The organism is Paenibacillus sp. EZ-K15 (assembly GCF_002573715.1).
GTDB lineage: Bacteria > Bacillota > Bacilli > Paenibacillales > Paenibacillaceae > Paenibacillus_AQ.
Genome location: NZ_PDHM01000012.1, coordinates 635,578 through 648,501 on the forward strand (window position 1 = coordinate 635,578; position 12,924 = coordinate 648,501).

The following is a 12,924-nucleotide window of genomic DNA, read 5'->3' on the forward strand; positions in this document are numbered from 1 at the left end:
CTTGATCAAACACGCCCTTTAACCCCATGTTATGAGGCCGATGATCAAGCCTGAAGTCATGGCTCACATAAAGGAGGGATCTCCATGAAAGAACATGAAACGGTTACGGCAAACAACAATAGGCATGAGCAGCTTGGACTGACCGACGGACAAGTGCTAGACATGTACAAATATATGGTGCTGGCGCGAAAATTCGATGAGCGCAACCTGCTGCTGCAGCGTGCGGGCAAAATTAATTTTCACGTATCCGGTATCGGGCAGGAAGCATGTCAGGTTGCTGCTGCTTTTGCCCTTGACCGGGAGAAGGATTACTTTTTACCCTATTACCGCGACTATGGATTCGTATTGACAGTGGGCATGACGCCTCGCGAACTGATGCTGTCGGCTTTTGCCAAGGCCGAGGATCCGAACAGCGGCGGACGGCAGATGCCGGGGCACTTTGGTAGTAAACGACTGCGAATTGTGACCGGCTCCAGCCCTGTAACAACACAGCTTCCGCATGCAGTGGGTATCGCGCTGGCGGCGAAGATGCAGAAGAAGGATTTTGTATCGTTTGTTACGTTTGGCGAAGGCTCGAGCAATCAGGGGGATTTTCATGAGGGCTGCAACTTTGCAGGCGTTCACAAGCTCCCTGTCATTATCATGTGCGAGAATAACCAATATGCCATTTCGGTGCCGCTTCATAAACAGATTAGCGGGAAGGTAAGTGACCGCGCTCTGGGGTATGGATTCCCGGGCATTCGAGTAGACGGCAACGATGCGCTTGAGGTGTATGCGGCCGTGAAGGAAGCGCGTGAACGTGCGATTCGCGGAGAAGGCCCAACGCTGATCGAATCCATGATGTACCGTTTGTCTCCACACTCCACATCGGATAACGATTTGGCGTACCGGACAAAAGAAGAGGTCGAAGAGAACTGGAAGAAAGACGGCGTCGCCCGCTTTAAGAATTATTTGGTCGACTGCGGGCTCTGGGACGAAGCACGCGATCAGGATTTGATCGCACAATTAAACCTGGAGATCAAAGAAGCGACGGAATCTGCAGACTTGGCTCCATTTCCGAAGCCAGAAGACACGCTTCTTCACGTATATGCCGATGACGAAGGGGGCGTGTAAAGGATGGCAGTAATGGAATATATCGATGCAATTCGTCTGGCCATGAAGGAAGAGATGGAGCGTGACGAGTCCGTATTTGTGTTAGGCGAGGACGTAGGCGTCAAAGGCGGCGTATTTACAACCACCAAGGGTTTGATGGATCAGTTCGGCGAAATGAGGGTGCTCGATACCCCGCTCGCGGAGTCCGCGATTGCTGGTGTGGCTATCGGCGCAGCTATGTATGGCATGAAGCCGATTGCCGAGATGCAATATTCGGACTTTATGTTCCCGGCAACCAATCAGATTATTAGCGAAGCAGCGAAAATCCGCTATCGTTCCAATAACGATTGGAGCTGTCCTGTCGTCATTCGTGCACCGATTGGCGGCGGAATATTCGGGGGGTTGTACCATTCCCAGTGCCCGGAGTCGGTGTTCTTCGGAACGCCGGGACTCAAAATCGTTGCGCCGTACTCGGCCTATGATGCGAAGGGGCTGCTGAAAGCCGCGATACGCGACCCGGATCCGGTATTGTTCTTTGAGAACAAGAAATGCTACAAGCTGATTACTGGCGATGTACCGGACGATGATTACGTTGTACCGATCGGCAAGGCGAATCTGCTGCGCGAAGGATCGGATATTACGGTGATCAGCTACAGCCTGCCGCTGCACTTTGTGATGCAGGCTGCTGAAGAGCTAGATAAGGAAGAAGGCATTAGCGCGCATGTACTGGATCTGCGTACCATACAGCCGCTTGACCGGGAAGCGATTATTGAAGCGGCCCGTGCAACGGGTAAAGTGCTGATCGTTCATGAAGATAATAAGACCGGCGGCGTCGGCGGGGAAGTATCCGCGATTATTGCCGAGCACTGCCTCTATGATCTGGATGCCCCGATCATGCGCTTGTGCGGTCCGGATGTACCGGCTATGCCAATCAGTCCACCGATGGAGAAATTCTTCATGCTTAACAAGGACAAAGTCAAAGAATCCATGCGTCAATTGGCGCTTTATTAAGAACAGGGAGTGTGAGCATGTCCGAAAATCAGAAATTGACCGATGTTACGATGCCTCAGCTAGCGGAATCCCTTGTTTCGGCGACCATTGCCAAGTGGCTGAAGAAGCCGGGGGATGCCATCGAGCAGTACGAACCGATCTGTGAAGTCATTACCGACAAAGTCAATGCCGAGATTCCATCCACCTTGGACGGCGTCATGGGAGAGATTCTTGCCCAGGAGGGCCAGACCGTCAATGTTGGCGAGATCATTTGCCGGATCTCTGTGGCTTCTGGTCAAGGTGGAACTCCTTCGCCACAGCCAGCAGCAAGTGCTCCCGTGAGTCAGCATCAGGGAAGCGGCAGCGAAGAGGGTTCGATGCGTTTCCGATATTCGCCTGCTGTGCAGACGCTGGCAGCCGAGCATCAGATTGACCTTTTGCAAGTACAGGGAACAGGCATGGGCGGCAGAATCACCCGTAAGGACGTACTGGCTTATATTGAAAAGGGAGGAGCAGCCCAAGGCCAAAGCACTCCTGCCGGAGCAGCACCTGCCCAGAGCTCCCAAGCGCCGAAGGAAGCGGTACAGCCGAGTGGGAATTCGCCGTTTCAGGGGTTGCAGCATCAGACGCCTACGGAACCGTCGCCTCCTCTTGGCACAGCCATTCCGAATGTGCGTCATTCCGGGCTGCATTTGACGGAATCGCCGAAAATTCCGACCATCGAAGTGGAAGGAATGGAAGGCGGAAGATCGGAATACTTTATTGATGTTACGCCGATGCGTAATGCCATTGCCAGAAACATGCGTCAAAGCGTTACGGAAATTCCGCATGCATGGACGATGATTGAGGTCGATGTGACCAACATTGTGCTGCTGCGTAATCAGCTGAAGGATGAGTTCAAGCGCAAGGAAGGGGTTAATCTGACCTACTTGGCCTTTTTGTTGAAAGCCGTTGTGAACGCAATTAAAGATTATCCGATCATGAATTCCTTCTGGGCCGTGGATAAAATCGTCGTGAAGCGCGATATCAATCTGTCCCTGGCTGTCGGAACAGAGGATTCCGTGCTGACGCCGGTCATCCATCGTGCCGATCAGAAGAATATTGCCGGCTTGGCAAGAGAAATCGAAGAACTCGCACGCAAGACCCGTGAAGGCAAGCTGAAACTAGACGACATGCAGGGCGGTACCTTTACGGTGAACAATACGGGATCCTTCGGTTCGATTCTGTCCTATCCAATCATCAACTATCCGCAGGCTGCGATTCTGACGTTTGAATCGATTGTCAAAAAACCAGTGGTTATCAATGACATGATCGCTGTCCGTTCGATGGCGAATCTGTGTTTATCTCTGGACCATCGGATTTTGGATGGGGTAATCTGCGGAAGATTCCTGCAGCGGGTTAAAGATAACCTGGAAGGTTATACCTTAGATACGAAGCTTTATTAATTTCGTCTATGATCTGCGGATCTGATTCTTCGGAAGAAGGTTCGCAGACGTCATTCATACCGAAGTCAATCGCAGGAGCATTCATTGGTTAGTGGGAACCCTATGAAAGAAGGCGTTAGCACATGAACAAACCGTTAGATGTATCGTACACGCCGATTGTCGATTATGGCATGGCTTGGGAGCTTCAGAAAAAACATGTTTCCGCCATCGATCAGGGAGAGCAGCACGAGCGATTGATGCTCCTCCAACATCCTCCGACATATACCATGGGGTCACAGCGTCATCCGGAGCACTTGCTCCTAAGCAAAGAGGAATTGGAAAAACAGGGCATCGGCCTGTTTGAAATCGATCGTGGCGGAGACATTACATATCATGGTCCAGGGCAGCTTGTCGGGTATCCGCTGTTACTGCTGGATGGCGGCAAAAACTTGAATCTGCATGGATTTCTGCGCGATGTGGAGCAGGTCATCATCGATTACCTGGCATCATACAACATCGAAGCCGGCCGCAAACCCGAGTACACCGGGGTATGGGTAGGGGATTTGAAAATTTGCGCCATCGGCGTTAAATTCAATAAAGGCCGCCAGCATCGCGGATTTGTGACGAGCCATGGGTTTGCGTTTAATATTAAATCCGGAATCGCAGACGCGGGTTTCGCAGGCATCATTCCTTGCGGTATACAGGAATACGGTGTAACTTCATTGGAGGACTGCACGGGGCGGATTTTTGAAGTAGAGGAAGTAGCCCGGGAGATCGTGCCTTTCTTCACCCGGGTATTTCCATATGAGGCTCGTTGGTTGTAACTTTAGGCGCTCGTAAATGCAGAGTATCAGCGAAAGAACAATGGCTCAAGGATAACCAGCAGTGTTGATCCGACCATAGCAATCAGCATGAGATAGATAACAATTCGAAACCACTTTTTACGTTGCATTGTGTAACTCCTTTGAAATAGGTTTAATGATGAACATACATGCAGCAGCATCATTTAATTGAGATATAGATATAAAGACATTGTATCGTATCTGCGAAAGAGAGGGAAGTCCAGTGATCTCAGAAGAGCGTATCATCCAAGAGTTTATGGAATTGGTTCAGGTCGATAGTGAAACTAAGCATGAAGAGGAGATCTCTAACGTTCTCAAACATAAATTTTCGAGTCTTGGTTTTGATGTCATCGAAGATGATGCCAAGGAAAAGACGGGACACGGAGCAGGGAACCTGATTATTACCTGGAAAGCGGACGAGGCGGCCCAGCAAGCGCCTAAGCTGCTATTTACCTGTCATATGGATACGGTAACGCCTGGTAAAGGCATTAAGCCGACGCTAGGTGATGACGGCTGGATTCGAAGTGACGGAACGACCATCCTCGGTGCGGATGACAAAGCGGGCATCGCAGCATTGCTGGAAGGTATTCGGGTCATCCAGGAAAATAACATCCCTCATGGACAAGTCCAATTTGTCATTACGGTAGGTGAGGAGTCGGGTCTGGTGGGAGCTCGGGCGCTTGACCCTGATGTTTTGGATGCGGATCTCGGTTTTGCCCTGGATTCCAATGGTGAATTAGGATCTATCGCAGTCGCCGCACCGACCCAAGCGAAAATCAAAATGATCATCAAAGGCAAATCAGCTCATGCCGGAGTGAATCCGGAGGATGGCATCAGTGCCATCCAGGTCGCTTCTAAAGCGATAGCCAAAATGAAGCTGGGACGCATCGACAAAGAAACCACGGCAAATATCGGCAAGTTCCAAGGCGGGGGCGCAACCAACATCGTTTGTGACCATGTTCAGATTGATGCTGAAGCACGCAGTATCGTTCAAGAGAAAGTGGATAAGCAAGTGAACGATATGCGTGAGGCGCTCGAAACCACCGTTCGTGAGTACAACGCCAATTGTGAGTTCATTAGCGAAATCGTATACCCTGCCTTCAGTTTTAACGAACATGATGAGGTTGTTCAGCTTGCGCAGCGGGCCATCGGCGGCTTGGGCTTGCCAACCCGCACGTTCCGGTCCGGAGGCGGTAGTGACGCCAACATTTTTAACGGCCTTGGAATTCCAACCGTCAATTTGGCAATTGGATATCAAGACATTCATACCACGCAAGAGCGTATTCAAGCTTCTGATTTGATCAAGGCTGCGCAGATCGTGGTGGGGATCATCCAGGAAACGGCTAAGGCTTAGTCGATCATTAGATCATATGAAAATGCATAAAGCCCGCAGCGGACGTTTTACATCCGCTGCGGGCTTTTAGATTTGTTTATTAATTCAAGGTTGACAAGGGAGAGTGGTTCTCCCGTCTTTTTTGGGCAGGCGACCAAGTGGTATGCCAGTTCGTGTTCTCGACCACATGCAATGCGGAATTGATGTTGTCCAGGTATTGTTCGATCTCTTTCCTCGCCGTTGCTGAGGCATATTGCTCCTCAAGGCGGGCAGAGAGGGAGATCAAGGCTGACTGTAAATAACAAGCGGCTTCGCCGAATCGTATCTCTGTACGCCCGGGGTAAGCCAGTCTAAGCTGCTCAAGCAGAGATGCAGCCTCATCATATCTCCCTTGATCATATAAATTCTCCGCGGCTATAAAGCATACTTTCAGACTGTGGCTGTCTTGATCTTGAAGCGGCAGCGCTTCCAATTGGTTTAATTTTGAAATCGCAAGTCCTCTGTAGCCTTCATCATAAAGAAAACAGATCAGAGCATAATAAGCATGGTCGCCGCTATTGGTTAGCAGATGTTCGGCTATGGAAATCATATTTAGTGATACAGCAGCGCGTGCTAATTCTAAAGTTTCCGACATGACGATAAATCGGTCAGGAATTGAATTCTTTATGTTCCACTCGCAGAGCTGCCTGATTCTGGCCAACTGAGCCCCTTCAAATGTTCTTGGTCGAGGCAGTTCGCGCAGGTGGTGTGTCAAATCGCGAAGGTAGCTGTCGATGAACGGCAAGGCTTCCGATACTTGACCCGTCATGATCAGGCAAGTCACATATTGAATGCAGGTATCTGGATATAAACTCCCCTGTTTTGCAAAACAATGCGCAGCATATGTATAAGCTCCGATGTAGAATAGTGACTTGCCAACCATGATGTTGGAAGATGGAAAGTTTCGCGTTTCCTCTAGGAGGCGTTCACCAATCGTTTGATCCGAAATCCCCTGCATGTGCAGGAGTGCGGCCCATTGATTCAGCGCCTCTTGGACGTAGGTACCGGAATGCTGTACGACGGTTCTGAAAGCTTCCTCCGATTTGCCGAAGGAGCGCATCCGCATGCTCAATAACCCGTATTCGAGCCAGCTTAGATCAACTTCCTTCCATCCCGAGCTCGTCTTATCGGTTGGAGTGGATTGTGCAGCTTCCTTGAAGCTCCTTAGCGCCTTCTCAAGATACCCGCGTCTTTTGTACCACTTTCCGCGCTCATATTCAGTTGAAGGTGGATTAGTAATTGGTTCGGTTTCAATAATAGGTATATGTCGCATGTCGAAGCCTCCCAATGATATAACACCTATATAGGTGTAAAGGTCATGGTCCATATTCGAAAAAAAATAGAAAAAAGTCGAAAAACAAGTCTAAAGACCTAATTTCACGTCCTGTTTTCGTAAATATTTTTAGAAGATTTAGAAATAATATCCATAATTTTCGTTTCCGAGCCCCATTGCTGTTGCCACTGCTTCAGCATGATCCGTATCTGCCAGGCCTGTCCTACCATATGTATTGAATGATCCCCTTTGTAGCTTTTCATGGGCAGTTCCTTCTTTCTTGGAAATTTTGATATAATACACCTTATGCAATAGCATGGTCAGTCATGCCGTTTTTAAACAAAGGAGGTCATTTTGTGAGCGATATCGGCAGTAAGGACCGAGAAGCCTCGGATAAATTGCTGGAAGAAACCACACTATCTACCCAATCGATTTTTGAAGGGAAGATTATTTCACTGCAGGTCGATACGGTGAAGCTGCCAAATGGGCAGACCGCGAAACGTGAAGTTGTCAGACATCCTGGCGCAGTAGCAGTGCTCGCGTTAAAAGGAGACAAAATGTTGGCCGTAAATCAATTTCGACAGCCGCTTGGGCGCTGTGAGGTTGAAATCCCTGCAGGCAAGCTGGAGCGGGGAGAAGATCCGCTGGAAGCCGCGAAGCGCGAACTACAGGAAGAAACAGGTTATACGTGCGGTTCCATTCGTAAGCTGCACTCCTTTTATACATCCCCGGGGTTTGCGGATGAGATCATTCACTTATATTTGGCAGAGGATCTGGTCAGCGGCGACATGAACCCGGACGAGGATGAATTTATAGAGATGATGGAAATCTCGCTGGAAGAGGCGTATTCACTCATACAAGAAGAGAGAATCAGCGATGCGAAGACCATTCTTGCCGTTTATGCTTGGAATATGTATAGCCTGACAGGAAAGATCTGATATGCTGCAGCCTGAAAAGAACATGTCAACCGGGCAGAAGCTTCAGTCCTATTACTGCGACATGCATATTCACATAGGGCGCACAAGCAGCGGACAAGCTGTGAAAATTAGCGCAAGTAACAATTTGACCTTTGAAAATATAGCCGTGGAGGCCTCGGAGCGGAAAGGCATTCAAATGATTGGCATCATCGATTGCCATTCTCCTTCGGTACAGCACGATATTCTCCAATGTTTGGACAGCGGCGTCATGCAGGAGATCGATGGAGGCGGAATCGCGTATCAGGATACGGTGATCTTGCTTGGAAGCGAGATTGAAATTCGCGAAAGCGGCCGTGGCGCAGCCCATGTGCTGGCCTATTTCCCTGACCTGAACACCATTCAGGAGTTCACTTCCTGGATGGCAAAATATATGAAGAACGTGCAGCTTAGTTCGCAGCGTATCTATGTCAGCCCCCGTGAGCTGCAGCAGGAGATACTAGACCGCGGCGGGCTGTTGATACCCGCCCATGTCTTTACGCCTCATAAAGGACTGTACGGCAACATGGCGGATCGAATGAGCGAGGTGCTGGACCTGAACGGTATTGCGGGCATAGAGCTTGGGCTCAGTGCCGACTCCTCGATGGCAGGGCGGATAAGCGAACTGGACGCCTACTCCTTTCTGACCAATTCGGATGCGCATTCGCTTGGGAAAATCGGCAGGGAATACAACCGAATCGATATGGCAAAGCCTTCATTTGCAGAATTTCGCCAGGCGCTTGGAACAAGTAACGGTAGAAGAATCAGCGCGAACTACGGGCTGAATCCCAGACTTGGAAAATATCATCGTACTTACTGCAGCGGCTGCGACAGCATTCTGGATGAAGGCAGCGATATTCATGAATTGGTGCGATGTCCATTCTGCGGGAGTACCAAGCTGGTACAGGGTGTGTTTGATCGGATTCTGAACATCGCGGACCGCAAAGAGCCCGTTGTACCGCAAAGCCGACCGGCATATCACTATCAGGTTCCGCTAGAGTTCATTCCGGGCCTGGGCAAATCGGCGATGGCGAAGCTGCTGGGGGCTTTCGGAACCGAAATGAAAATCCTTCACCAGGCTACGGAAGCGGAGCTTGCCGCTGTCGCCGGAGAGGGGCTTGCTGCAAGCATTGTGATGGCCCGAAGCGGGACATTGTCCTTATCGGATGGCGGCGGAGGCTCTTACGGAAAGGTTCTCCGGTAAATCAATCAACTCTTTCAATTGCAGGTCATACAAGGAGGGTGATGGTCATAGAGTAGAGTAGAGACACAGAAAGGAGACTCTATTCTATGCAATCATTCCGCCAAGCCTTTAAAGATCAGACCATGCTCTATGTATTCGTAGGCGTCTTGTTTTTAGTTGGGGTGCTGTTTGGAGCGTTAATGGTCAATGCACTTTCATTGGAGCAGCAGCAAGAAATGGCCCGATATTTAAACCACTTTTTTGTAAACGTGCAGGATGGTGGAGAAACCATGAGTCAGTCTTCTTACTGGAGCATCGCAGCCCTTCATCTGAAATGGATTGGTTTGATATGGATTCTGGGATTGTCCGTCATCGGGCTTCCGGGAATATTGATATTGGACTTCTTAAAAGGAGTGCTTATTGGGTTTACGGTCGGTTACTTGGTCGGACAGTATTCTTGGAAAGGCCTGCTGTTCGCCCTGGTGTCGATTGCGCCGCAAAATTTGCTCATCATCCCCGTGCTCATGATGTGCAGCGTAGCGGCGATAACCTTCTCTCTATACATCATCAGGGACCGATTTATTATGAATCGGGGCGGGAGCATGGTAAAGCCCTTTGCTTCGTATGCGATGCTGACCTTTTTCATGGTCCTGTTAACGCTCGGAGTCGCTTCATTTGAAACCTGGGTAACCCCAGCCATGATGCGCTGGGTCACGCCAATGTTGCTATAATCCGCGAATTTTTCCATAAAGCAAAACCGTTTGACTTTGTTTGTCAAATCCCCCTATAATGAAGGAAGTGAACAATAACGTGCAGTGATTTCCAAGGGGGAGGGAAACGATGGAAGCGCGGATCGACAAAATTAAGCAGCAGCTACAATCCCAAGGATACAAATTAACGCCCCAACGGGAAGCCACGGTAAGCGTATTGTTGGAAAATGAAGACGACCACCTTAGCGCAGAGGATGTATTTATGCTCGTGAAAGAGAAGGCTCCGGAGATCGGTCTGGCAACCGTGTACCGTACCCTAGAGCTGCTCAGTGAGCTTCATGTTGTCGAGAAGATAAATTTTGGCGATGGTGTCGCCCGTTATGACTTACGGACGGATACTTCGAAGCATCACCATCATCATTTGATATGTACTCAATGTGGAAGCATGGATGAAATACGCGAGGATTGGCTCGGTCCATTGGAAGAGCGGTTAGAGCGAGAGTTCAACTTTACCGTTCATGACCATCGGCTTGATTTCCATGGTATATGCTACCGTTGCAAAGAGAAGGGCAAGAATGACCAGGACAAATCATAAATTTATATCATGCAACAAACCGCAGTGATGACCATCACGGCAAGCCCTCTACGGCGGTAAGCCGGGAGGGTTTTTTAGATGGTAACCTAATATAGATGGAACATGCACGAATCCGTACCGTTCACGCAAGAACAATCTAGCTTTCTACATCATCAACGTACGTCGAGAAGACGTTTTTTTTATTCTATCCCAATAACGGTCATGTCCAATGACTAAAGAACGATCAGTGAAAAGCCGTCATAATCCTGCAGCTTGTATCATAGGCTTACGTGAAGTGATACCTGTAATATCCACTTTCATTTGGTGATCATTGCAAAGATGAAAGAGAGGCGCTGCCAGTGATTATATCGATCCGAAAAATAGGCTCACTGATCCGATTTATTACGATGTTTGCCGTTCTGACGATGTTTTTTTACTTCGTGCTGGGATGGGTGGGAGATTGGCTGACCCCAATGGATCCTTATCGTGCGCCTTCCGGTCAAGCGGTTAAGGCTTTTCAGCCCGAAAGCACCATGGACTCCCGATATTCACCGGCGGAACGTCTGCGATTGTACTACTGGTATGGGGAGTGATCGGGCATGTAAAGGGCACACGGGAATAGGAGCAAAAAGATTATGAAACAATATCTGGACGAATATGTAACCTATCTGGAAGACGTGAAGGGACTGTCCCGAAGCACGATTGAATCGTACCGGGCCGACTTACAAGGATTCATGGCTTTTGCCGCGGATAGAGACGTTATCCATCCGCAGGAAGTAACACGAACAATGCTTGGATTATACATGGGAAGACTGAGGCAGCAGGGCAAGGCGGCATCGAGTCTGCTTCGCTGCACGGCGTCCTTGCGTTCCTTTTTTCAATATTTGGTTCGTCAAGCCGTTATAGGACAAGATCCGACCCAGCTGCTGGAGAATCCGAAGCCGGAACGGAAGCCGCCCAAGTCGCTAACCGTTGAGCAGGTGGACAAGCTGCTGTCGGCCCCGGATTCCGGAACCCCTCAGGGGGCCCGGGACAAAGCGATGCTGGAGCTGCTGTATGCTTCAGGCATCAAGGTGTCGGAACTGGTGAACTTGAGCACGCATGACATCAATATGGAGATGCGCTTCCTGCGCTGTGCCGTTTCGGGAGGGAAGGAGCGAATTCTTCCGATTACCCAGATCGCAGCCGAGAGCGTGGCTTTTTATATGCAAGATATGCGGGACGAGCTGATTCGAGATGCTGATGAGGATGCATTATTCCTGAATTCACTCGGTACGCGCTTGACACGGCAGGGATTTTGGAAAATTATTAAAAAGTATGGCAAGCTGGCCGAAATCGATGAGGAAATCACGCCACATACCCTTCGCCATTCGTTTGCCATTCATTTGCTGCAGAACGGTGCCGACTTACGTTCGGTTCAGGAGATGCTGGGTCACTCGGCATTATCCACCACCGGCATGTATCAATCGACCAAGAAAAGCATGAAGGAAGTATACGATCATTATCACCCGAGATCTTAGTCGGGACCTACTCTACTAGGATCTACAACTTATTCTCAGTTAGGAGAGGTATGAACATGAGTTCAATTCATCAGCAAAGCATTAAGGAAGCAGCAGCATACATACGCGGACAGAAGGGTGTCGAGCCCGAGGTCGGCCTGATTTTGGGTTCAGGACTCGGCGTTCTGGCGGAATTGATTGAGAATCCGGTCTCGATCCCGTACACGGACATTCCTCATTTTCCCGTATCGACTGTAGAAGGCCATGAAGGAGAATTGCTGCTGGGCACCATTCACAATCGACCTGTCGTTCTGATGAAGGGCCGGTTCCATATGTACGAAGGCTATGGTCCGGAAGTGACTGCTTTCCCGGTTCGCGTCATGAAAGAGCTGGGTGTGAAGAGTCTGCTCGTTACCAATGCGGCCGGCGGCATCAACACGTCCTTCGAGCCGGGTGATCTCATGCTGATCTCCGATCATCTGAACATGACAGGCACCAACCCGTTAATCGGGCCGAATGATCCGGATCTTGGCGTACGATTCCCGGATATGTCCCAGGCTTACAGCCGTCAGCTTCGCCAATTGGCAAAAGAAGTTGCCGTGGGTCAAGGCGTTGCGCTGAGAGAAGGGGTCTATGCAGGTCTGCTTGGACCAACCTATGAGACACCTGCCGAGATCGTCATGCTGCGTACGCTCGGTGCGGATGCGGTTGGTATGTCCACCGTCTCTGAGGTCATTGTGGCCAGACATGCCGGCCTTGAAGTACTGGGCATCTCTTGCATCAGCAACATGGCAGCCGGCATATTGGATCAACCGCTATCCCATGACGAGGTTATGGAGACAGCGGAGAAGGTCCGGGAGAAATTCCTTGCGCTTGTCATGGCCATTATCCCAAAAATGTAACATCATTCTAGTACAGGGACTGGACTCCTGCAGATGTAAATCTGCTGGAGTCCAGTCTTTTTTCTTAAGATTATAGAATGTATAAGTTTTCAGCGAAGCGTAAGCCATTC

At 49.7% G+C, this 12,924-nt stretch carries 15 protein-coding genes; 12 read left to right on the forward strand and 3 right to left on the reverse strand.

The features are described 5' to 3' along the window. Nucleotides 1-84 precede the first annotated feature (84 nt). The 4 genes from CRG97_RS10970 to lipB all read left to right on the forward strand — a co-directional run bounded on the left by CRG97_RS10970 (nucleotide 85) and on the right by lipB (nucleotide 4,330). Entirely contained in the window at nucleotides 85-1,113 is a 1,029-nt protein-coding gene (locus tag CRG97_RS10970) for a thiamine pyrophosphate-dependent dehydrogenase E1 component subunit alpha (RefSeq protein WP_098742969.1), read from the forward strand. A 3-nt stretch (nucleotides 1,114-1,116) separates the two neighbouring features. Continuing rightward, nucleotides 1,117-2,103, forward strand: a complete 987-nt coding sequence (locus CRG97_RS10975; protein WP_098742970.1) for an alpha-ketoacid dehydrogenase subunit beta — start codon at nucleotides 1,117-1,119, stop codon at nucleotides 2,101-2,103. Nucleotides 2,104-2,120: 17 nt separating this feature from the next. Further along, nucleotides 2,121-3,527, forward strand: coding sequence for a dihydrolipoamide acetyltransferase family protein (locus tag CRG97_RS10980; protein ID WP_098742971.1), 1,407 nt, complete (start codon nucleotides 2,121-2,123; stop codon nucleotides 3,525-3,527). 122 nt (nucleotides 3,528-3,649) lie between these two features. Further along, nucleotides 3,650-4,330 (forward strand): lipoyl(octanoyl) transferase LipB, encoded by a 681-nt coding sequence (gene lipB / locus CRG97_RS10985; RefSeq protein WP_098742972.1) that lies wholly within the window; start codon nucleotides 3,650-3,652, stop codon nucleotides 4,328-4,330. Nucleotides 4,331-4,356: 26 nt separating this feature from the next. Here the strand turns inward: lipB and prli42 are convergent, their stop codons facing one another. Next, a complete protein-coding gene (gene prli42, locus CRG97_RS10990; RefSeq protein ID WP_098742973.1) occupies nucleotides 4,357-4,458 on the reverse strand; it encodes a stressosome-associated protein Prli42 in 102 nt (33 codons plus the stop codon). Between the two features lie 113 nt (nucleotides 4,459-4,571). Here prli42 and CRG97_RS10995 point away from each other — a divergent pair, with 113 nt between their 5' ends. Beyond that, complete coding sequence (locus CRG97_RS10995; RefSeq protein ID WP_098742974.1) at nucleotides 4,572-5,702, forward strand: tripeptidase T; 1,131 nt, start codon at nucleotides 4,572-4,574, stop codon at nucleotides 5,700-5,702. A 79-nt stretch (nucleotides 5,703-5,781) separates the two neighbouring features. Here the strand turns inward: CRG97_RS10995 and CRG97_RS11000 are convergent, their stop codons facing one another. Both CRG97_RS11000 and mciZ read right to left on the reverse strand, forming a co-directional pair. Beyond that, nucleotides 5,782-6,993 carry a tetratricopeptide repeat protein gene (locus CRG97_RS11000; protein ID WP_098742975.1) on the reverse strand — a complete coding sequence of 404 codons (1,212 nt, stop codon included), beginning with the start codon at nucleotides 6,991-6,993 and terminating at the stop codon, nucleotides 5,782-5,784. A 104-nt stretch (nucleotides 6,994-7,097) separates the two neighbouring features. After that, nucleotides 7,098-7,256: a Z-ring formation inhibitor MciZ gene (gene mciZ / locus CRG97_RS11005; RefSeq protein ID WP_098742976.1), complete on the reverse strand. Its 159-nt coding sequence runs from the start codon at nucleotides 7,254-7,256 to the stop codon at nucleotides 7,098-7,100. Nucleotides 7,257-7,349: 93 nt separating this feature from the next. Here mciZ and CRG97_RS11010 point away from each other — a divergent pair, with 93 nt between their 5' ends. From CRG97_RS11010 to CRG97_RS11040, 7 genes are all read left to right on the forward strand, one after another. Further along, the gene (locus CRG97_RS11010) at nucleotides 7,350-7,931 is read left to right on the forward strand and encodes an NUDIX domain-containing protein (RefSeq protein WP_098742977.1); all 582 of its coding nucleotides are present in this window, start codon (nucleotides 7,350-7,352) and stop codon (nucleotides 7,929-7,931) included. A gap of 1 nt (nucleotide 7,932) precedes the next feature. Continuing rightward, nucleotides 7,933-9,150, forward strand: coding sequence for an endonuclease Q family protein (locus CRG97_RS11015; RefSeq protein ID WP_098742978.1), 1,218 nt, complete (start codon nucleotides 7,933-7,935; stop codon nucleotides 9,148-9,150). 86 nt (nucleotides 9,151-9,236) lie between these two features. Then, entirely contained in the window at nucleotides 9,237-9,860 is a 624-nt protein-coding gene (gene spoIIM, locus CRG97_RS11020; protein WP_076320913.1) for a stage II sporulation protein M, read from the forward strand. Nucleotides 9,861-9,969: 109 nt separating this feature from the next. Continuing rightward, nucleotides 9,970-10,434, forward strand: a complete 465-nt coding sequence (fur, locus tag CRG97_RS11025) for a ferric iron uptake transcriptional regulator (protein WP_006209405.1) — start codon at nucleotides 9,970-9,972, stop codon at nucleotides 10,432-10,434. A gap of 338 nt (nucleotides 10,435-10,772) precedes the next feature. Further along, entirely contained in the window at nucleotides 10,773-11,006 is a 234-nt protein-coding gene (locus CRG97_RS11030; RefSeq protein ID WP_098742979.1) for a YqzK family protein, read from the forward strand. A 42-nt stretch (nucleotides 11,007-11,048) separates the two neighbouring features. Next, the gene (locus CRG97_RS11035; protein ID WP_098742980.1) at nucleotides 11,049-11,933 is read left to right on the forward strand and encodes a site-specific tyrosine recombinase; all 885 of its coding nucleotides are present in this window, start codon (nucleotides 11,049-11,051) and stop codon (nucleotides 11,931-11,933) included. 56 nt (nucleotides 11,934-11,989) lie between these two features. Then, on the forward strand, nucleotides 11,990-12,814 hold the full coding sequence (locus CRG97_RS11040; RefSeq protein ID WP_076320916.1) for a purine-nucleoside phosphorylase: 825 nt from the start codon (nucleotides 11,990-11,992) through the stop codon (nucleotides 12,812-12,814). The last annotated feature ends 110 nt before the right edge of the window (nucleotides 12,815-12,924 follow it).

Excerpts from the sequence above, each read along its gene's own strand:
- CRG97_RS10970 (WP_098742969.1), top strand. The coding sequence starts at position 85 with ATGAAAGAACATGAAACGGTTACGGCAAACAACAATAGGCATGAGCAG.
- CRG97_RS10975 (WP_098742970.1), top strand. The coding sequence starts at position 1,117 with ATGGCAGTAATGGAATATATCGATGCAATTCGTCTGGCCATGAAGGAA.
- CRG97_RS10980 (WP_098742971.1), top strand. The coding sequence starts at position 2,121 with ATGTCCGAAAATCAGAAATTGACCGATGTTACGATGCCTCAGCTAGCG.
- lipB (WP_098742972.1), top strand. The coding sequence starts at position 3,650 with ATGAACAAACCGTTAGATGTATCGTACACGCCGATTGTCGATTATGGC.
- prli42 (WP_098742973.1), bottom strand. The coding sequence starts at position 4,458 with ATGCAACGTAAAAAGTGGTTTCGAATTGTTATCTATCTCATGCTGATT.
- CRG97_RS11000 (WP_098742975.1), bottom strand. The coding sequence starts at position 6,993 with ATGCGACATATACCTATTATTGAAACCGAACCAATTACTAATCCACCT.
- mciZ (WP_098742976.1), bottom strand. The coding sequence starts at position 7,256 with ATGAAAAGCTACAAAGGGGATCATTCAATACATATGGTAGGACAGGCC.
- CRG97_RS11015 (WP_098742978.1), top strand. The coding sequence starts at position 7,933 with ATGCTGCAGCCTGAAAAGAACATGTCAACCGGGCAGAAGCTTCAGTCC.
- spoIIM (WP_076320913.1), top strand. The coding sequence starts at position 9,237 with ATGCAATCATTCCGCCAAGCCTTTAAAGATCAGACCATGCTCTATGTA.
- fur (WP_006209405.1), top strand. The coding sequence starts at position 9,970 with ATGGAAGCGCGGATCGACAAAATTAAGCAGCAGCTACAATCCCAAGGA.
- CRG97_RS11035 (WP_098742980.1), top strand. The coding sequence starts at position 11,049 with ATGAAACAATATCTGGACGAATATGTAACCTATCTGGAAGACGTGAAG.
- CRG97_RS11040 (WP_076320916.1), top strand. The coding sequence starts at position 11,990 with ATGAGTTCAATTCATCAGCAAAGCATTAAGGAAGCAGCAGCATACATA.